We start from the raw sequence: 18685 nt of genomic DNA, 5'->3' as shown, positions 1-18685 counted from the left end.
ATGGACTTGTGGTCCATGAAGGTCACCCTCATGGCATTTCGGGCTGGATCTAGCCCTGGTGCGGGTGGAGGTGGGAGGTGGGCGCCGCGAAGGTCTCCTTGATGGAGCGCGGGCTGACCCAGCGGAGGAGGTTGTGCACCGACCCCGCCTTGTCGTTCGTGCCGGACGCGCGGCCGCCACCGAAGGGCTGCTGGCCGACGACGGCACCGGTGGGCTTGTCGTTGACGTAGAAGTTGCCGGCGGCGAACCGCAGCTCTTCCTGCGCGTGCGCCACGGCGGCGCGGTCACGGGAGATGATCGAGCCGGTCAGACCGTAGGGCGCCGCGCTCTCCATCTGCTTGAGCACGGTCAGGTAGTCGGCGTCCTCGAACACGTGGATCGCGAGCACCGGGCCGAAGAACTCGGTGGTGAACACGGAGTTCGTCGGGTCGGAGCCCACCAGCACGGTCGGCCGCACGAAGAAACCGTCGGAGTCGTCGGCGGTGCCACCGGCGGCGATCTCCAGCGTGGAGTCCGCACGCGCGGCCTGCAGCACGCCCGACAGCTTGTCGAACGAACGGCGGTCGATCACCGCGCCACCGAAGTTCGAGAAGTCGGTGACGTCGCCGTAGGTCAGGGCGTTGACCTCGTCGAGGAACCGATCCTTGATCTTGTTCCACACCGAGCGCGGCACGTACGCCCGCGACGCGGCGGAGCACTTCTGGCCCTGGTACTCGAAAGCACCGCGGATCAGGGCGACGCGCAGCACCTCCGGGTCGGCCGACGGGTGCGCCAGGATGAAGTCCTTGCCGCCGGTCTCACCGACGATGCGCGGGTACGAGCGGTAGTTCGCGATGTTCGCGCCCACCTGCGCCCACAGCTTCTGGAACGTCGGCGTGGAGCCGGTGAAGTGGATGCCCGCCAGGTCAGGGGACGAAAGCGCCACCTCGGACACGGCCAGACCGTCACCGGGCAGCAGGTTGATCACGCCCGGCGGCATGCCGGCCTCTTCGAGCAGACGCATGGTCAGGTGCGCCGCGAACGACTGCGTCGGCGACGGCTTCCACAGCACCACGTTGCCCATCAGCGCGGGCGCGGTCGGCAGGTTGCCGGCGATCGCGGTGAAGTTGAACGGCGTGATCGCGTAGACGAAGCCCTCGAGCGGGCGGTGGTCCGTGCGGTTCCACACACCGGGGGAGGAGATCGGCTGCTCGGCCATCAGGTTGCGGGCGAACTGCACGTTGAAGCGCCAGAAGTCGATCAGCTCGCACGCCGAGTCGATCTCCGCCTGGATCGCGGTCTTCGACTGGCCGAGCATGGTCGCGGCGTTGAGCGTCTGCCGCCACGGGCCGGCGAGCAGGTCGGCGGCACGCAGGATGATCGCCGCGCGGTCGTCGAACGACATCGCGCGCCACGCCGGGGCGGCCTCGCGGGCCGCGCGCAGGGCGTCGGTGGTGTCCTGCTGGGTGGCGCCGGCGAGGGTGCCGAGGACCGCGCGGTGGTTGTGCGGCTGGACGACGTCGAAGCGCTCGCCGCCACCCATGCGCTGATCGCCACCGATGGTGAGCGTGAGGTCGAGCGGATCCTTCTGCAGCTCGGCCAGCTTCGCCTGCAGTTCGGCGCGCTCCGGGGTACCGGGGGCGTACTGCAGCACCGGCTCGTTGACCGGGGCGGGAACCTGGGTGACCGCGTCCACTCGCACTCCTCTTTTGCTCAGCGTCGGTACGCAAACCGTAAGTCCGCGCAGGCCACCGGCCGTTGTGCGACCGGCCAAGATTCACCACTCCGGATGTACGATCGGCCAATGCTGAAGTGCACGCGGGGAGCTTTCGTACCCCAGGAGAGGACGCGGGGGCCCCGCGTGCCGCAGCAGGAGCGGAGAGAGGCGGGATGAGTCTCCGGCACATCCTCATCGCCCTCGGCGATCCACTCGTCGAACTGCAGGTCGCCCCCAACGGCCTGGAGGTCGACGTGCGCGACGTCGTGATCATGGATCCGGACGACCCGCCGGACGTCGCCGCCGGAGACCTGGCCCTGCTCATCGGGGCACGTGGCCGCGCCGCATTGCCGCTGATCAGGGCGGCCGGACGGGCGAAGGCCGCGGCGGTCGCGATCAAGGAGAGCTCTCCGGCACTCGAACAGGCCGCCGCGGACGCGGGCGTGGCGCTGCTCGAGGTCCGTCCCGAGGTCCGCTGGGGTCACCTGGAGTCCCTCGCCAAGGGCGTGCTCACCACGAGCACCGAGGACGGCGAGGTGCTCGGTGACCTGTTCGCGCTCGCGCAAACGATTGCGACCCTGACCGGCGGCATCGTCAGCATCGAGGACACCGCGAGCCGCGTGCTCGCCTACTCCCGCTCGTCCGACGAGGTCGACGAGCTGCGCCGGCTCTCCATCCTCGGCCGGCAGGGCCCGGAGCCGTACCTGAAGATGCTGCGCGAGTGGGGTGTCTACAACCTGCTCAGGTCGTCGGAAGAGGTCGTGCGCATCGACGAACGCCCCGAGCTCGGCATCCGCCGCCGCATCGCCGTCGGCATCCACGCGGGCTCGCAGCCGCTCGGCGCGATCTGGGTGCAGGAGGGCGACCAGCCGCTGGCCGGGCAGGCGGAACGCGCCCTGCTCGGTGCCGCCCGCGTCACCGCCCCGCACCTGATCCAGCAGCGCAACCAGCCCACGTCGAGGTTCCGCGAGAACCTGCTCGCCGCCCTGCTGACCGGCCGGATGGACGCCGCCACCGTCGCCGGCCAGATCGGCGCCGACCCGAAGAAACCCGCCGCTGTGGTGGTTTTCGCGCTCCGGGGCGGCGAAGGCGATCGCAGCGAACACGAACTCCGCCGCGCCGAGATGACCGGCTTGATCTCCGTGCACGCGGCGGCGTACCGGCGCAGCGCACTGGTCAGCGAGTCCGGCGGCCGCACCTACGTGCTCCTGCCGGATCTCGCCCCGAACGCCCAACTCCTGAACCTGACGCGAGAAATCGTCACCACGGCACGACGGCACCTGCACACGTCCGTCCAGGCCGCGGTCGGTTCCACCGTGTCCACTTTGGACGAGGTGCGGATCTCCCGGCAGGAGGCCGAACGCGTGCTCGACGCGATGGCCCGCGACCTCGACGCCGAGGTGGCCACGCTCGCCGACGTCAGGTCGCAGGTGCTGGTGAGCGAGATCCTGGCGCTGCTGCAGGACAATCCGCGGATCCGCGATCCCAGGATCGAGGCGCTCGACCCGGAGCTCGCGAAGTCGCTGCTGGCCTACCTGGACGCGCTGGGGGACGTGCGCGCCGCCGCGGAACGGCTGCACGTCCACCCGAACACACTTCGGTACCGGCTCAAGCGGATCGACCTCGACCTGGACGATCCGCTCGTCCGGCTCGTCGCGCAGCTTCAGCTCAGGATGCGGTAGAGCAACGCCCGTTCCGCGATCGTCCACGTCGTCGTGGTGAGCAGGTACAGCCCGGCTGCCAGCGGCAGGTACGCCGCCACCAGGATCGTCCCGTACGGCAACACCTTCACCAGACCCGTCATGAAACCGGGCGTCGGCGTGGTGGTCATCCGCGACTGCTGCCACCGCACGGTCACATACGCCACCACCGCGAGCAGACCGAACAGCGCGAAGAACACCCACGCGAAGCCGGCCGTGAAGTGCGTGCCGAGCGAGATCCCGAACAACGTGCCCTCCAGCAACGGGTTCGGCGTCGTGACGATCTGGTACATGACCATGAAGAACGGCGCGGTGGCGAGCATCGGCAGCATGCCCGCGAACATCGAGACGCCGTTGCGCTTGTAGACCTTCTGCGACTCCTCGGAGAACTTCATCAGGTCCTTGCCGTACTTCTTCTGCAGCTTCTGGATCTCCGGCGCGAGCTTGGCCTTGGCCTTCTCTCCGCGCACGGCCGCACGGGCCAGCGGATGCAGTGCGAGCCGGACCACGATGGTGAACAGCACGATGGCGAGCGCGGGCATGCCGAAGCCCGCCAGGGCAGCGCCCAGGTCAGCGAACAAGGGTTCTTTCTCCGTATCGAGTTTGGGGGCCAGGACGTGTCAGAACGTCCGGCATCCCGGTGCTCGAGGACGGGGCCGGCCAGCGGCGTCAGGATTGCGCAGCCGCAGTTGGGCCGTGCGTTGCGCGCGTTCTCGCAACGAGAGCGAACGCGCTGGTGCCACGGAGAGCGGCACCAGCGCGACGACCACGATCAACGCGAGGGCGAGCGCGGTCACGGCCGCGACGGCCTCCATCGGAGACGAGAACAACGTGAAGGCGTAGAGGGCAGGCAAGAAGACCGCGAGCAGCAACAGCGCTCGCGTCCTGGTCTCCGGCCGCCACATGCCCACGAGGCTACCGGTTCTCCGGTGCCACGGTCCGCAACGTGTTGCCGTTCACGTCGTACAACGTGACCTGCGTGGCCTCGGCGTAGGACGGCCACCACGCGGCGACCCAGCCCCTGTCGATCGTCGCGGTCACCTGCTTGCCGTCCGCGGTGTCGACGCGGACGCCGCGCACCTCGGGATCGACGTGCCCGAGCAGCACGCGCGCGGGGTCCTTGTCGTCGGCGCCCCTGCCGGTCCGGGTGGCGAGGAACCGGCTGTCACCCTCCGGTCCGCCCATGCCGATCATCCAGTACGAACCGGTGAACAGGCAGTACCCCACGGACTCCGGATCGGTGAGCACGACCAGCGTGATGGTGCCGCGCTGGTCGACGAGTGCCGCGTTGGTCGGCCTCGGCTTCACCGGGATGCCGGACTCGCGCGCCGCCTTGTCCTGCTCGGGAGTGGTCATGTTGTCGAACGTCTCGCGGCACTTGTCGGCGGCCGCGAACGACTCGGCACCGGGTGCGCGCGGCTCGGCACTCCACGAGGCGAACGCGGACGGGTTCGCCGGTGCCCACAGCAGGGCGGCGACGGCGATCGCCGCGGTCAGCCCGGTCGCGGGCACGGCGATGCGCCACCACCGCCGTGCGGGCTTGCTGATCTCGTTCATCAGCGCGTGCTTGCGGACCTGCACACGCATCGAGTCGAGCTGCGGGACTTCAGGAGTGATGTTCACAGTGCCTCCTCAACCAACACGCCACGCAGAGTGCGTTGGGCGCGAGCCAGCCGGGACTTCACCGTGCCGATCGGAATGCCGAGCACCTCGGCGATCTGGGCGTGGGACAGGTCCGACCACGCGGACATCTCCAGCACCTCCCGGTCCTTCACCGGCAGCGCCGCCAGCTCCGCGATCACCGCGCGGGTCCTGATCTCCGCGTCCACCCGGCGCGCCACGTCCTCCGCGTGGTCGTCGTCGGCCGCGGGCTGCGGCACCCGGTCCAGCGCGGCCCGATACCGCGATCGGGACCGGTGGTGGTTGCGGGTGACCCCGAGCGCGACGCCGTACAACCAAGGCAACAGGGACCATTTTTGGGACCCCTCCGACGCCACTGCCGCACGCTTGCGCCACGTCTCCATGAACACCACGGACACCAGGTCCTCGGCGACCGCCCAGATCCCGGTGCGGCGCAGGCAGTACGCGAACACGGCCTGCGCGTGGCGTTCGTACAGCTCACCGAACGCCTCGCCGTCCCCGTCGCGGACCCGGCCCCAGAGTTCTTCCTCATCGGTCACGGTTCCTCCCCTCTGCCCCGTTCATGTCCGCAGCAGGGAGACCGGTTCACGACTCGACCAGGCCTGGCCGTTCGGGGTGGTCGAAGCGGACGAAGAGGTCTGCCACCGGTTCGTAGTCCTCGAACGCGGGCAGGGTCCACTGCTGTTCCGTTTTCCGCTTCAGAGCGGCGGGGGAGAGCCAGAGGTGGACGGTCAGTTCGGCCGGCAGCCAGCGGTCGAGCAACAACGTGCCGTCGACGATCACCACACCGTTCTCCGGCACGTCCACGTACTCGGCGCGGCTCGCCCGGTCGGTGGCCGCGTTCCACAACGACGGCAGCACCTTGCCGTCCAGCGCCGGGTCGAGGACCTCGCGCTGCAGGCCGCCCAGGTCGAACCAGTCGTGCCGGTAGGAGTACGAGTCCGTGCGCCCGTGCTCCAGCCGCACCGACGCCGGGCGCAGGAAGTCGTCGGTGGACACCCGCTGCACGGCCCGGCCCAAGGCGCGCAACGGTTCCACGAGCGCGTCCGCCAGCCTGCCCGGCTCGGCGGCCGGTGCGCCGTCGACGAGCACCCGCGCCCTGCCCGGCAATGCCGAGACACGGGAGACGATCTCCGCGACGAGCGCGTCGAACGTCAGCGGCCGGACCTTCACGGGTGCCAGTCCGCCCAGGCCGTGTCCCACCAGATCTCCCCGGACGAGAGCATCTTCTCGATCTTGCGGCCCTCGGCCAGGATCGCCTCGGCCTCCTGCGCCGAGTACTTGCCGGAGGCCACCTGCTCCTCGAACTCGTCGAGGTCGCGCTGCTGCCACGACCCGTCCGGCGCCAGCGTGTAGTCGAGCGCGTGGTCGAGCGTCTCGAACCCGTCCTCGGTGCGGCGGTAGGGCGCCTGCAGGTTCAGGTAGTAGTTGCCGAACGCGCGGTCGTCGCCCTTCCAGAACAGGTCGACCGAGTAGGCGTCCTGCGGGCGGTGCAGCATCAACTTGCCGTGCCCGCGCCAGAATCCGCGTTCCGGCTTGTCCCACGGGTGCGGGTGGTGATGATCGGGGTAGGTGAGCCGGGTGCCCGGCTCCACGAACACCGCGAGCAGCCCCGGCTCGTCGGCGATCACCCTGGTCGGCATCTCGGACCAGACCTTGCCGTGCAGCACCTCCCGCCGCACGACCACCTCACCCGGCGTGAACAACCTCATCCGGCGAATTTACGTGATCACGGTGTGTGCTCTCCTTGGCCAGCATCTTTCGCTTGAGCACGGGCACGGCGTTGGTGACGCGCAGGAACGTCCGCAGGACCGCCAGCACGATCCGGCCGATCACCGGCTTGTGGATCGCGCCGTTGCCGTCCATCTGCTCGCGCGACGCCAGCACGGCCTCGAACCCGTACTCGACCATTTCTTTCTCGTACTCGGAGATCGCCTGCACCGCGTTCTTGCCGTGGTGCGCCTCGGTGAGCTTGCGGCACAACAGTTCCGCGTCGCGCAGGGCCGTGTTCGCGCCGATCCCGCGACCGGGCGTCATGAGGTGCACCGAGTCACCGATCATCGTGACGTTGCTCGACTTCCACGCCGGCAGCGGTTCGGACGTGCGGACCTTGATCTCGAACACCGTCTCGGGGTCGGCCAGCGCGAAGAGCCGCCGCAGGTCGGGGTGGAACTTCGGCGTCATGTCGAGCACGACCTGCTTGAGCTGCTCCTGCCTCAGGCCCTTGAGTTCGGGGAACTTGTCGTGCGAGGCCGCGTAACCCCACATGATGTAGTCGTCCTCGACGCCCGCGCCGTCGAAGCGCATGACGTGGATGATCACGAACGCGCCCTTCGGCCCGTACAGCAGCGTGACGGCGCCTTCGGCCTGCGGTGGCAGCAACTTCGCGTGCTCCGCCGTGAACGGCAGCTTGCCCGCGATCGTCGTGATGCCGGTGTCCGCGATCTTCGCGTGCGGCAGGTACTGCCTGCGGACCTTGGACTGCGCCCCGTCCGCGCCGACCAGCACGTCACCGGTCTCGGACGTGCCGTCGGCGAAGAACGCCGTCACCGAACCGTCGTCGTTGCGGCTGAAGTGCGTGAACGCCTTGTCGAACTCCACGACGTCCTCCAGCCCGGTGAGCAACGCGGTCCGCATCGCGATCCGGCTGACCGACTTCTCACTGCGGGTGTCGTCCACCTGCGGTGGCAGTTCGGCGACCAGGAGTTCCTTGTACTTCTCGGTCCGCATGTTGATCCGCGTGGCCGGGCGGGCCGTGGTGCGGACGAACTCGGCGAACACGTCCGGCGGTAAGCAGCTGTGCAGCGCCTGGCTGCCGTCCGGGCTGATCCCGACCCGGTAGCCGATCAGCATGCTGCGCGGTGTGCGGTCGCGTTCGAACAGCGCGACGTCCACGCCGGCCTTCTTCAGCCCGTGCGCCAAGCACAGGCCACCGGTCCCCGCTCCGATGATGAGTACACGCATGACAGCCTCCCCAACTAAGTCTCTTAGTCAGGAAGATATTCAGTTGGTGAGACTCTTGTCAACCGTCCCTAAAAATCGTCACTGTCGAGCCGTCGCATGCGGGCGTTCGCGATCGCCAGCCGGACGTCGGTCGCCGGCAGCAGCCTGACCAGCTGTTCCAGCACCGCCCAGTCGTGCTCGCCGGAGTCGGTCTGGGTGAACGTCCACAGCGCGTTCGCGTCCCCGCGCGCCAGGACGGCCCTGCGCACGCCGCTCGCCAGGTCCTCCCGCTCGGCCAGCACGACGGGAGCCTCGGAGCGGGGGAGCAGTGAGCCGCGGTACCGGGAGGCCGCCAGCGTCACGTCGCCGTCCCGCAGCGCCTGCCGCACGGCCAGGAAGTCCGCCTCGACGTCCGCGGTCAGCCGGTACGGCCTGGTCGACAGCACGCCGGTGCCCAGCTGTGCGCGCAACCGGTGCAGCTCGGCCCGCACGGTCGTGGGGTTGCCGCGCTCGCCGTAGAGCCGCAACGCCAGCTGGTCGGCGGACAGCCGCCCGTGCAACGCCAGTGCGAAGAGGATCTCGGCGTGCCGCAACGAGATCGGCACCTCGCGCCCGTCCAGCACCACCTTGGGTTCCGGCAGCAGGAACGACAGCGACAGCACCGACCGCCGCACGTGCCGCTGCCGGGGCATCCGCAGCAGGTAGCCGTGCGCCAGCGGCTCGAGCACGGCGTCCCGCCCGCCCGGCAGTCGCACCCGGTCCGAGGACACGTCGACGCGCGGAGGCAGCAGCCCGTACGGCTCGACCGCGACCACCCGCCCGGTCGGGCTGAGCAGCGCGCCGGGCTCGCCGCGCAACGCCATCAGGTGCCGCATGTTGCGTGCCCGGAGCTCCTCGTCCTGCGCGTGCATCCGCGCCTGCATCTCGGACTCGGCGAGCCTGGCCGAGGCGGACACCAGTGCCACCATCGAGGGATGGACCGTCTCAACTGGTCCGCTGAGGTCGACGACCCCGATCGTCTCGCCGGTGTCGGGGTCGCGGATGGGGCTCGCCGCGCAGGTCCACCGGTGGTAGGTCCGCACCAGGTGCTCGGCCGAGTGCACCGTGACGGAGGAGTTCACCGCCAGCGCGGTGCCCATCCCGTTCGTGCCGGCGGCGTCCTCCGACCAGAGCGTGCCCTCGCAAAGCCCCACGTCCTCGGCCTGCAGGCGGGTGTCGTTCGCCCCCTCGCACCACAGGATGTGGCCCTGGGCATCCGCGACGATCATGATGTGCTTCGCCTCCTGCGCGAAACCCAGCAGGGTCTCGCGCAGCATCGGCACACTCGGCTGCAGCGCGTGCCGCTCGCGCAGATCGGGCAGTTCGTCCGCCGCGAACACCGTCGGCGCGGTGTGCAGATCGGGATCCACGTTCGCGGCGAGTGACCGTTGCCACGACTCGGAGATGACAGAGCGTGGCGAATCCACCGTGCGAGTACCACTCAGCACGGCATCTCGTACCCGACTCAGCAACAGTGCGTGTTGCGCAGGGTCGTGGGTCACTGATCCATCCACTGCTTGCAACGAGCGTGCAACGTTCTGACGCTTACTTTCTCACTTCCCCCGCCCCGGTCATCGGGTGGGCCTCTTCTGGCAGGGAGTCGAGAATGACGCAGTACGCGGCGCCGGGTCAGCCCGGCAGCGTGGTCGCGTACCGGCCGAGGTACGACCACTTCATCGGCGGCGACTACGTGTCGCCCGTGTCCGGCGAGTACGTGGAGAACGTGACGCCGGTGACCGGTGACGTGTTCACCGAGGTGGCCAGAGGTACCGATGCGGACCGGGCCCGTGCGCTGCACGCGGCCAGCGGCGCCGCTCGGGCGTGGGCGAACACCACGGCACGAGAGCGCGCCACGGTGCTGTGCGAGATCGCGGACCGGGTCGAGGAGCACGCGACCGAGCTCGCGGTCGCCGAGACGTGGGACAACGGCAAGCCGGTGCGGGAGGCCCTGGTCGCCGACGTGCCGCTGCTGATCGAGCAGTTCCGCCAGTTCGCGGCCGTCATCCGCACCGAGGTGGGCGAGGTCGAGCAGCTCGGCCGCAACACCTGCGACTATCGCTCGTTCCAGCCGCTCGGGGTGGTGCACGAACGCCTGCCGTGGACGTTCCCGCTGATGAACGCCGGTCGGGTGCTCGCTCCCGCGCTGGCCGCGGGCAACGCCGTGGTGCTGGAGCCAGCCCTGCAGACGCCGGCGTCGATCCACGTGCTGATGAACGTGATCGCCGACCTGCTGCCGCCCGGCGTGGTGAACGTGATCACCGGATCCGCCGAGCACCCGGTCGTCGCCGGCCGCTGCCCGAACATCTTCTTCTCCGACGTCGCCGCGCACCGCGACGGCTTCCTGGACAAGGCGCTGGAGGGGTTCGCGATGTTCGCGGCCAACCAGGGCGAGGTTGCCACGGCCCCGTCGCGCGTGTTGATCCAGACCGCGATCTACGAGGAACTGCTGCACATGGCCACCGTGCGCACGCAGCAGATCCGCACGGGCGACCCGCTCGACACCGACACGATGGTCGGTGCGGTGGTCAGCCTGGAGCAACGCGACCGGATTTTGGCCTACGTCGAGCGCGGCAAGGCCGAGGGCGCGCGGCTGGTGGCCGGAGGCGAGGCCTCCGGCCACTACGTCCAGCCCACGATCTTCGAGGGTGATCACCGCTCCGCCGTGTTCTCCGACGACGTGCTCGGCCCGGTCGTGTCGGTGACCAGGTTCGACGACCGCGACGACGCGGTGAAGATCGCCAACGAGACCACCGCCCAGCTCGGCGCCGGCCTCTGGTGCCGCGACGTCGCGCTCGCGCACAACATCGGCCAGGAGCTCAACGCCGAGCGGGTGTGGGTCAACAACTACTACGCGTACCCGGCGAACACCTCGGCGCTCGCCCAGTACCGCCGCGTGAAGCACCTGCTCGTCAGCTATTCAGACCGCGCGCAGGGCCACTTCTGATTGGCGCGAAAAGCACGTTCGGGCCGATAGACGGCCCGAACGTGCTTTTCGCGCCAAAACAGTTACTTCTTCCAGGGCACCTGGGGTGAGGCGTAGTAGCCGATCCCCTGCACCTTCCAGCGCGGAGCTTGAGCACCCAGGCGCGGCGCGAACCGGTCCCAGTTGTGCACACTCGCCGGAGCCCAGCCGAGCTCGGCGGCCACCGGCAGGCGCGGGAACGCCATGTACTCGATGTCCGCGGACTTCGTGATGGTCTCCGTCCACAGTGGAGCCTCGACGCCGCGGATCGACGCCTCGCCGACGCCGCCCAGGTACGCGCCGGGGTTCCAGCTGTAGGCGTCCTTCACCTCGACGTACCCGGCCCAGTTCAGCCCGAGCTTGGTGTTCTTGTCGTACTTCATGTCGAGGTAGAGCCGGTTCGCGGGCGACATCAGCACCTTGTTGCCGCGCTGCGCCGCCGCGGCCACGTCGGCGTTCGACGTCGTCGTGCCCCAGAACTGCGGCACGAGCGCGGTGTCCTTGGTGGTCTTGATGAACTCGTGCCAGCCCGTCGTCGTCTTGCCGTACTTCTTGACGATCGGCAGCACCCGGTTCATGAACTTCACGTAGTCCGCGTCCGGCGTGGAAAGCGCCTCGTCACCGCCGAGGTGGAAGTACGGCCCTGGCGTGATCGCCGAGACCTCGCGCACCACGTCCTCGATGAACTTGTACGTGATCTCCTTGGCGATGCACAGCGACGAGAAGCCGACATCGGTTCCGGTGTACAGCGGCCGCTTCTTGCCGTCGCAGTTGAGCTCCGCGTACGAGGCCTGCGCCGCGTTGGTGTGGCCCGGCATGTCGAACTCGGGGATCACCGTGATGCCCCGGTTGCCCGCGTACGCCACGAGGTCCTTGTACTGCTCCTGCGTGTAGAACAGCTGGCCCTTGCGGCCGCCGACCTCGGTGCTGCCACCGATCTTGGTCAGCTCCGGCCAGCTCTTGATCTCCAGCCGCCAGCCCTGGTCGTCGGACAGGTGCAGGTGGAAGTAGTTGATCTTGAACGCGGCGATCTGGTCGATGTACCGCTTCACCTGGTCCGGGGTGAAGAAGTGCCGGCTGACGTCCAGCATCGCGCCGCGGTGCTGGTAGCGCGGGTGGTCGAGGATGCTCGCGCCCGGCACGGTGAACGGCCCGGCCTGCTTCGTCTTCGCCTCGATCTTGGCGGGCAGCAGCTGCCGCAGCGTGGAGACGCCGTTGAAGTGACCGGCCGCGCTGTTCGCCCGGATGATCACCTGCTTCGGGGTGACGTCGAGCTGGTAGCCCTCCTGGCCGACCTTGGGGTCGGCGCCCTTGAGCAGGACGATGCCCTCGCCGTTCACCTCGTCGGCGATCGGCAGGGCGAAGCCGGTCGACGGACGCAGGATCGAGGCGAGCAGTTCGGCGGGCTTGCGCGCGTCCGGCGTGCCGAGCTGGATCTTGGCCGCGGCGGCGAGCGTGAACGTGATGTCCGTGCGGGGTTGTATCTGGACGGGCTGGGGGACCAGTTCCTGCAGGGTCGCAGCTTCCGCTGTTCCGGTCACCAGCACTCCCGATCCGGCGATCACCAGCGCCGCGAGTGCGGCCCGCACTCTCTTTGTTGTCACGCCATCCTCCAGGCCAGGGGGAAACCGAGCGGCGGCGGCGAGCGCCCACGGTTCCAGCCCCCGGACTGGACTGTCAAGGTGTAGACCAATCGCTACGGGTGCTCTTTGGAGAGCCTGCGCCACAACGCGGGCAGTTCCGCCTCGGTCTTGTGGGCCAGTTCGACCTCGCGGCCGTACAGCAGACCGAAGGTGAACCCGTTGTCGTCCCCGCGCCCGAGGGCGAGCAGCACCGGCCTGGCCACCACCGAGTCCTGGTGATCGCCCAGCAACGTCTGCACGTCCTTGGCCCGCTTGCGCAACGCCGTGGCGTGCTTGCCGAGTGCGGGCTCGGCCACCTCCGCGCTGTAGCGCAACCGCTTGGCGGCCTTGCGCGCCTCGTGCAGGGGCTCGTCGTTGTCCTTGGTCTTCAGCGCCGTCTCGACGCGCACGTCCAACCGGTGCCGCGCCTTCTCCACCAGCTTCGGCAGCACCTCCTTCGCCTTGCCGGACGCCAGTGCGGTGAACGGGGTATCGGCCAGCAACGCGTCGATGGCGTTCAGCAGGGCGAAGTAGCGCTTGTCGTCCAGCGCGGCGACGGACTCCTTGTGCGCCTTCGCTTCCAGCGGCGCGAAGTGCCGGGTCAGCCGCGCGTCCACGTCGCCGAGCACGACCTCCGGCGGCAGCGAGTGCAGGCCGTCCTCGAACCGCATCCGCAGCACCTCGAGGTCACGCGAGTTGCCGAGCACCCCGGCCAGCCACTTCAGCTCGTCGGTCAGCTCGCGGGTGCGCTCGCGGTCGACGATCTTCCCGAACGCCTGCAGCGCGCTGCGCATCCGCCGGGTCGCGACGCGCAGCTGGTGCACGGCGTCGTCCTCGTTGCGGCGCACGCGCGGGTCCTGGTTCTGCAACGCGGCCCGCTGCTCGTACAGGTACGCCAGCACGACCTCGCCCGCCGTCGACTTCTTGCCGATGGCGGGGGCGGCGTCGCGCTTGACGCCGATCACCTGGGACAGCTTGGACTTCGAGGACGACGGGTGGATGCCCGCGTCACCGAGGTGCTGCTCGACGGTGTCGAGCAGGTCGCGGTCGCCGCCCTCGCCCAGCTCGACCTCGATCTCGCGCCACGACGTGGTGGTGGTCGACGAGCCCATGGTCTGCGCGGTCACGACGTCGTCGACGACCTCGGCGAGCAGCTCGCCGCTGCCGTTGGTCAGCTGCCAGCGACGGCGGTTGGTGTGGATCTGGGCGACCGGGCCGAGACCGCCGCCACGCGTGTGGGCGCGGACCAGTGAGGAAAGGTCCTTCGGGGGTTGCTTGACCGCGCGGCCGAGCGGCACGCGCAGTTCCTGCCGGGAGTCCTCACCGGCGGGCAGCTTCAGGTGCCAGCCCTCGTCCTCGCCACCCACGCGCCGGCGCAGGGTCACGCCCGCACGGGCAAGCCGGTAGTCGTCGGTGTCGAAGTACGTGGCTTCGAGGTCGAACTCCTCGGGTCCGGTCGCCAGGCCCGTGATCCCGGTGAGATCGGGCAGGCTCGCGTCCGATGGGGCCTCGTACTTGCGCTCGGTTTCAGTACTAGAGGTCGCCATGTCCAATTAATACCTCGTTTTGTGTCTGTTCACCCACTGCCGTGACGGTGCGTGAAGGCCGGTTGCCTCGGCCGGGCGGAACCCGGCCTCGAATGCGTGCATTGATCGGTTACCCGCTTGGCGGCGTCCTCAGTGTCCGGTTCGCTGGTCGGGTGCCCACGGAGAAGGAACGGCTCGAAGTCGTTGAGCCGCAGGTCGCCACGCTGATCAGTCACGTCGGTCAGCTGACGGCGGAGCTCGAACGCGTGACCGCGCGGCTGACGGTCCTGGAACGCCGCCTGTCCGGCGCCGGCGACGGCCCGCTGGCGGGCCTCGACGAGGTCGCGGACGACATCGCCGACGTGGTCGAGGCGTTGCGCAAGGCCTGGGACGCCGAACAGGAGATCCTCGCCGATCCCGCCAGGGTCGAGTTGCGCCAGGAGGTGCTCGAGTTCGACGGCCTCAAGGCCAGGCGCGACGAGGCCAGGTCCAAACTGGACGGTGGCCGCGTGCCGCGGTTCGAACGCGACGCGCTCTCGCACGAGGTCCGCCAGATGGAGTGGCTGATCAACGCGAACGAGGCGAGCGCCCAGCGGGCGGCCGAGCGCCTGGACGCCGACGAGGACGCCGCCACCGAGGACTGGCGCACCGAGGCCGTGCTGGCGGGGGACAAGGCCCGCGGCGAGATCAAGCAGGCCGCCGCCCGCCGCATCTCCGAGGCGCTCAGCCAGTACGCGCGGATGCCGGTGTGGTTCCGCGTCGGACTGGGCGAGATCCCGACGCCCGACCCGGCGTTCTGGCTGGAGGCGGCGGTCGCCGTGCTCGCGTACCGGCTCGAGTACGGCGTCACGGACGCGGTCACCCCGCTCGGCACGCCACCGTCGGCGTCGAGCGGGTGCGAGAACTGGGTGCGCCGCACGAACGTCTATGCCGACATCACCGACCGCCTCACGACCCTGGCCGCGACGTTCCACCTGCAGTAGTCTTTCTGCAACCGCTCGGTTGCAGGAGGCCCGGATGGACCGGATCGAAAGAGATGTGCAGATCAACGCGCCGCAGCAGCGCGTCTGGGAGGCGTTGACCTCGGCCGAACACCTCGGCACGTGGTTCGGCGACGCGGGTGCGACCGTGTCGAGCCTCGAGCCCGGCGGCGAGATCACGCTGACGTGGGCCGAGCACGGCACCGGCCGGGCGATCATCGAGAAGGTCGAGCCCGAGTCGTTCTTCTCGTGGCGCTGGTCGGGCCCGCTCGGGCCGGATCCGGTGCCCGGCAACGCGACCTTGGTCGAGTTCACGCTCACTCCCCAGGCCGACGGCACCCTGTTGCAGGTGGTCGAGAGCGGGTTCACGTGGCTCAACCTGCCCCCGGAGAAGCGCGACAGGTACGCGGCCGGGAACGTCGAGGGCTGGCGGATGGAGTTGGACGAGCTGCGGGAGTACCTGGAGAAGTGAGCCAGGTAGACAACGTCCTCGCCGCTCTCGCCGACCCGATGAGGCGCCGCGTGCTCGACCTCGTGGCCGCTCAGGGGCCGATCTCGGCGTCCGCGCTCGCGGCCGAGCTGCCGGTCAGCCGCCAGGCGATCGTGAAGCACCTGGCCGTGCTGGAACGGGCCGAGCTGGTGGCGTCCGCGCGGGCCGGCCGGGAGAACAACTTCTCCGTCCGGTCCGGCGCGCTGGACGCCACCGCCACCTGGATGGCCTCGCTGGCCTCGCAGTGGGATCAGCGGCTGGCCAGGCTCAAGAGGATCGCTGAGGCATGAGGGTGCCGCCAACCATGGTGGCCAGCACCGGGATGTCCGCGATCGCCTCGCTGGTGCGCGGGTCGTCGCCGAGCACCACGAGGTCCGCGAGCTTGCCGGGCGTGATGCTGCCCAGCACGTGCTCCTTGCGGCACGCGTAGGCGCTGCCGAGCGTGTACGCACGGATCGCCTCCTCGACGGTGATCGCCTCGTCCGGCCCGACCGCGCGGCCGCCCGACGACCTGCGGCGCACCATGAACTCGATGGCGCGCAACGGTGCCCCGTCCGCGACCGGCCGGTCCGAGCTGCCCGCCACGGTGATGCCGTGGTCGAGGAACGACCGACCGCGGTACATCCATGGCGCTCGCTCCGGCCCCATGATCTCGCTGTAGTCGTCGCCGTAGGACCACAGGAACGTCGGTTGGACGACGGGTATCAGTCCCAGGGCGGCGATCCGTTCGAGCTGGTCGGGCCGCACCAGGCCGCAGTGTTCGATGCGGTGCCGGGCGTCGGCGCGCGGCCGTTGCCGTTGCGCCTCGGCCACCGCGTCCAGCGTGAAGTCGATCGCGCGGTCGCCGATCGCGTGGATCGCGAGCTGCCACCCGGCGTGATGCCCGTCGATGATCGCCGCCCGCATGAACTCCTCGGACTCGGCGAGCTGACCGGAGCCGTCGCTGCCCAGGTACGGCTCGGTCAACGCGGCGGTGCGCGCCATCATCCCGCCGTCGGTCCACAGCTTGAGCGCGCCGATCGACAGCATGTCGTCGCCGAACCCGGTGTGCAGGCCGAGGTCGATCGCCCGCGCCACCCCGTCGGCCGGATCGGCGGCGACGTCGTGCAGCACGTAGGCGGACACCATGAGCTGCACCCGGATCGGCAGCTGAGCGCGGAGGTAGGCGGCGGCCTCCAGCGGGCTGCTGGCGATGAGCCCGGCACCGATGCCCGCCTCCCCGCACATCGTCACGCCCTCGGCGAGCACCTGCCGGGCGCTTTCGTGCAGCTCGGCGGTGATCTCGTCGAGCGAGTACGGCAGTCGCAACGTCCGCGCGGCCAACTGCTCGTTCTCGGTCAGCCAGCCGTCGCTGGTGATCTCCGGAAGTTGTTTCAGCACAGCGGTGTTCACGACGCAAGCGTGCCCGGAGAGGTCCGCGACGTAGACCGGGCGGCCACCGCTGACCGTGTCGAGGTCCGCGGCGGTCAGCGGGCGCTCCATGATCCGGCGGTCGTAGCCGGACGCCTCGATCCAGCCCGCGCCGGGCGCGCCGGCCAGCCGTTCGAGCACCTGCGGGACCGACGTCAGCCCGGTCACGTCGATGGTCCGGCGGCCGTTCCACGCGAGGTGCGTGTGGGCGTCGATGAAACCGGGCAGCACCACGGCGTTGCCCAGGTCGGTCGTCTCGGCGGCGGGCAGGCCGGCGACCTGGTCGTCCAGCCCCACGATCCGGCCCTGCCAGATGCCGATCGTGTGCGCGGCGGGGCGTGCCGGGTCCATCGTGATGGCCCGGCAGCCCGTCAGTTTGAGATCGAGTTTCACGCGGTCGCGAGGACCGGAACAGGAGTGTTGGTCAGCACGGACGCCAGGATCTCACCCGACCGCACCGCGACGTTGGACAGGAGGGACGACGTGATGCCGTGCGAGTGCTCGGTGCCGCCCTGCAGGTAGATGCCGCCGCGCAACGACGTCCGCACGCGGTAGTCGCGGCCCACGACGAGCCGGCCCTCGGCGTCACGCGCACAGGTCTCGTCGAGTCCGCCGAGGATCGGCGCGGCCTCGTCGTACCCGGTCGCGAGCACCACCAGGTCGGTGTCCACGAACTCCTGCTCGCCGGTGACGAGTGACTGGATCACCGCACGCGCCCCGGCCGAGGACTCCTCGACGGCCACCAGCCGGGTCATGTTCATCATCCGCAGCCGCTGCGCGCCGAGGACCTTCTCCTGGTACTCGGTGCGGTAGAGCTGGCTGATGAGGTCGATGTCGACGACCGAGTAGTTGGTGTTGCGGTGGTAGTTCATCAACCGCTGCTTCACCGCGTCGGGCGCGTCGAAGTAGTGGTCGACGGCCTCGGGGTCGAAGATCCGGTTCGCGAACGAGCTGTCGTCGGCGGGGCTGTAGCCGTAGCGCGAGAACACCGAGCAGACCTCGGCGCCGGGGAACTCGCGGTGCAGGTACGCCACGGCCTCCGCGGCGCTCTGGCCGGCGCCCACGACGACGCAGCGCTTCGGGTCCTTCAGCTCCGCGATGCGGTGCAGGAACTGGCTGTTGTGCCACACCCGGTCCGACAGCGCGACGCCCTCCGGCACGGTCGGGCGCAGACCCGTGGCGAAGATGAGGTTGCGGGCGCGATACACGTCACCCGTGGCGGTCGTCACCTCGAAGAGGTCCTCTGCGATCGCTTCCACGCCAACGGCTTCGGTGCCGTACGCGACCAGGTCGTCGACCTGCGCCGCCGCCCACTCGAAGTAGTCGTGGAACTCGACGCGCAGCGGGAAGAGGTTCTTGTGGTTCACGAAGTCCACGAGCCGGCCGCGGTCCTGCAGGTAGCACAGGAACGAGAAGCGGCTGGTCGGGTTCCGCATCGTGACCAGGTCCTTGAGGAACGACACCTGCATGGTGGCGTCGTCGAGCAGCATGCCCCGATGCCAGCCGAACGCCTGCTGCCGTTCGAGGAACACCGCGGTGACAGGGGTTTCGGCTTGCTCGTTGTGCTCGGTCAGAGCGATGGCGAGCGCCAGGTTCGACGGACCGAACCCGATGCCGACGATGTCGTAGATCGGATGCATGAGCACCCAACTTAGGGCAGCCTAAGCTAATCTGCA

General features: G+C 69.5%; 18 protein-coding genes. 5 read left to right on the top strand and 13 right to left on the bottom strand.

Going from position 1 to position 18685, the window contains the following annotated elements; translation table 11 throughout:
* Positions 1–49: 49 nt before the first annotated feature.
* Positions 50–1675: an L-glutamate gamma-semialdehyde dehydrogenase gene (gene pruA / locus ACIA8G_RS19115; RefSeq protein WP_396419881.1), complete on the bottom strand. Its 1626-nt coding sequence runs from the start codon at positions 1673–1675 to the stop codon at positions 50–52.
* A 194-nt stretch (positions 1676–1869) separates the two neighbouring features.
* On the opposite strand from pruA, the gene ACIA8G_RS19110 reads away from it, so the two are divergent.
* Complete coding sequence (locus ACIA8G_RS19110; RefSeq protein WP_396419879.1) at positions 1870–3378, top strand: PucR family transcriptional regulator; 1509 nt, start codon at positions 1870–1872, stop codon at positions 3376–3378.
* Here ACIA8G_RS19110 and ACIA8G_RS19105 read toward each other — a convergent pair.
* The 8 genes from ACIA8G_RS19105 to ACIA8G_RS19070 form a co-directional block, all read right to left on the bottom strand.
* Positions 3360–3977, bottom strand: a complete 618-nt coding sequence (locus ACIA8G_RS19105) for a YidC/Oxa1 family membrane protein insertase (RefSeq protein WP_396419878.1) — start codon at positions 3975–3977, stop codon at positions 3360–3362. The genes ACIA8G_RS19110 and ACIA8G_RS19105 overlap by 19 nt on opposite strands.
* Before the next feature lie 39 nt (positions 3978–4016).
* Positions 4017–4301 (bottom strand): DUF6412 domain-containing protein, encoded by a 285-nt coding sequence (locus tag ACIA8G_RS19100; RefSeq protein WP_396419877.1) that lies wholly within the window; start codon positions 4299–4301, stop codon positions 4017–4019.
* 10 nt (positions 4302–4311) lie between these two features.
* Positions 4312–5019: a hypothetical protein gene (locus tag ACIA8G_RS19095; protein WP_396419876.1), complete on the bottom strand. Its 708-nt coding sequence runs from the start codon at positions 5017–5019 to the stop codon at positions 4312–4314.
* On the bottom strand, positions 5016–5576 hold the full coding sequence (locus ACIA8G_RS19090) for an RNA polymerase sigma factor (RefSeq protein WP_396419875.1): 561 nt from the start codon (positions 5574–5576) through the stop codon (positions 5016–5018). Before ACIA8G_RS19090 ends, ACIA8G_RS19095 begins: the two co-directional genes overlap by 4 nt.
* 46 nt (positions 5577–5622) lie before the next feature.
* Complete coding sequence (locus tag ACIA8G_RS19085) at positions 5623–6210, bottom strand: uridine kinase (protein ID WP_396420541.1); 588 nt, start codon at positions 6208–6210, stop codon at positions 5623–5625.
* Entirely contained in the window at positions 6207–6749 is a 543-nt protein-coding gene (locus ACIA8G_RS19080; RefSeq protein ID WP_396419874.1) for a DUF402 domain-containing protein, read from the bottom strand. Before ACIA8G_RS19080 ends, ACIA8G_RS19085 begins: the two co-directional genes overlap by 4 nt.
* Positions 6727–8001, bottom strand: a complete 1275-nt coding sequence (locus ACIA8G_RS19075) for an FAD-dependent oxidoreductase (protein WP_396419873.1) — start codon at positions 7999–8001, stop codon at positions 6727–6729. The genes ACIA8G_RS19080 and ACIA8G_RS19075 overlap by 23 nt, the downstream gene beginning before the upstream one ends.
* Positions 8002–8069: 68 nt before the next feature.
* Entirely contained in the window at positions 8070–9446 is a 1377-nt protein-coding gene (locus ACIA8G_RS19070; protein ID WP_396419872.1) for a GAF domain-containing protein, read from the bottom strand.
* Positions 9447–9625: 179 nt separating this feature from the next.
* Between ACIA8G_RS19070 and ACIA8G_RS19065 the strand changes: the two genes are divergently transcribed.
* A complete protein-coding gene (locus ACIA8G_RS19065) occupies positions 9626–10963 on the top strand; it encodes an aldehyde dehydrogenase family protein (protein ID WP_396419871.1) in 1338 nt (445 codons plus the stop codon).
* Positions 10964–11025: 62 nt separating this feature from the next.
* Here ACIA8G_RS19065 and ACIA8G_RS19060 read toward each other — a convergent pair whose 3' ends face one another.
* Positions 11026–12585 carry a beta-N-acetylhexosaminidase gene (locus ACIA8G_RS19060; RefSeq protein WP_396419870.1) on the bottom strand — a complete coding sequence of 520 codons (1560 nt, stop codon included), beginning with the start codon at positions 12583–12585 and terminating at the stop codon, positions 11026–11028.
* A 92-nt stretch (positions 12586–12677) separates the two neighbouring features.
* A complete protein-coding gene (locus ACIA8G_RS19055; protein ID WP_396419869.1) occupies positions 12678–14150 on the bottom strand; it encodes a CHAD domain-containing protein in 1473 nt (490 codons plus the stop codon).
* Positions 14151–14302: 152 nt separating this feature from the next.
* Between ACIA8G_RS19055 and ACIA8G_RS19050 the strand changes: the two genes are divergently transcribed.
* The 3 genes from ACIA8G_RS19050 to ACIA8G_RS19040 are packed head-to-tail and all read left to right on the top strand — an operon-like array spanning position 14303 to position 15889.
* Complete coding sequence (locus tag ACIA8G_RS19050) at positions 14303–15112, top strand: hypothetical protein (protein ID WP_396419868.1); 810 nt, start codon at positions 14303–14305, stop codon at positions 15110–15112.
* Positions 15113–15146: 34 nt separating this feature from the next.
* Complete coding sequence (locus ACIA8G_RS19045; RefSeq protein ID WP_396419867.1) at positions 15147–15581, top strand: SRPBCC family protein; 435 nt, start codon at positions 15147–15149, stop codon at positions 15579–15581.
* Positions 15578–15889: an ArsR/SmtB family transcription factor gene (locus ACIA8G_RS19040; protein ID WP_396419866.1), complete on the top strand. Its 312-nt coding sequence runs from the start codon at positions 15578–15580 to the stop codon at positions 15887–15889. The genes ACIA8G_RS19045 and ACIA8G_RS19040 overlap by 4 nt, the downstream gene beginning before the upstream one ends.
* Here the strand turns inward: ACIA8G_RS19040 and ACIA8G_RS19035 are convergent.
* On the bottom strand, positions 15867–17402 hold the full coding sequence (locus tag ACIA8G_RS19035; RefSeq protein WP_396419865.1) for an amidohydrolase: 1536 nt from the start codon (positions 17400–17402) through the stop codon (positions 15867–15869). The genes ACIA8G_RS19040 and ACIA8G_RS19035 overlap by 23 nt on opposite strands.
* The gene (locus ACIA8G_RS19030) at positions 17399–18649 is read right to left on the bottom strand and encodes a lysine N(6)-hydroxylase/L-ornithine N(5)-oxygenase family protein (RefSeq protein ID WP_396419864.1); all 1251 of its coding nucleotides are present in this window, start codon (positions 18647–18649) and stop codon (positions 17399–17401) included. Before ACIA8G_RS19030 ends, ACIA8G_RS19035 begins: the two co-directional genes overlap by 4 nt.
* Between the last annotated feature and the right edge of the window lie 36 nt (positions 18650–18685).

It is taken from the genome of Lentzea sp. NPDC051213, assembly GCF_044455585.1.
Taxonomy (GTDB): domain Bacteria; phylum Actinomycetota; class Actinomycetes; order Mycobacteriales; family Pseudonocardiaceae; genus Lentzea.
Note: the sequence above shows the minus strand (reverse complement) of the source record. Positions and strands in the feature narration are given on the sequence as shown.

Bases quoted from the DNA above. Each gene is read 5' to 3' on its own strand.
- ACIA8G_RS19110 (WP_396419879.1), top strand. From the start codon at position 1,870: ATGAGTCTCCGGCACATCCTCATCGCCCTCGGCGATCCACTCGTCGAA.
- ACIA8G_RS19100 (WP_396419877.1), bottom strand. From the start codon at position 4,301: ATGTGGCGGCCGGAGACCAGGACGCGAGCGCTGTTGCTGCTCGCGGTC.
- ACIA8G_RS19080 (WP_396419874.1), bottom strand. From the start codon at position 6,749: ATGAGGTTGTTCACGCCGGGTGAGGTGGTCGTGCGGCGGGAGGTGCTG.
- ACIA8G_RS19075 (WP_396419873.1), bottom strand. From the start codon at position 8,001: ATGCGTGTACTCATCATCGGAGCGGGGACCGGTGGCCTGTGCTTGGCG.
- ACIA8G_RS19065 (WP_396419871.1), top strand. From the start codon at position 9,626: ATGACGCAGTACGCGGCGCCGGGTCAGCCCGGCAGCGTGGTCGCGTAC.
- ACIA8G_RS19055 (WP_396419869.1), bottom strand. From the start codon at position 14,150: ATGGCGACCTCTAGTACTGAAACCGAGCGCAAGTACGAGGCCCCATCG.
- ACIA8G_RS19045 (WP_396419867.1), top strand. From the start codon at position 15,147: ATGGACCGGATCGAAAGAGATGTGCAGATCAACGCGCCGCAGCAGCGC.
- ACIA8G_RS19030 (WP_396419864.1), bottom strand. From the start codon at position 18,649: ATGCATCCGATCTACGACATCGTCGGCATCGGGTTCGGTCCGTCGAAC.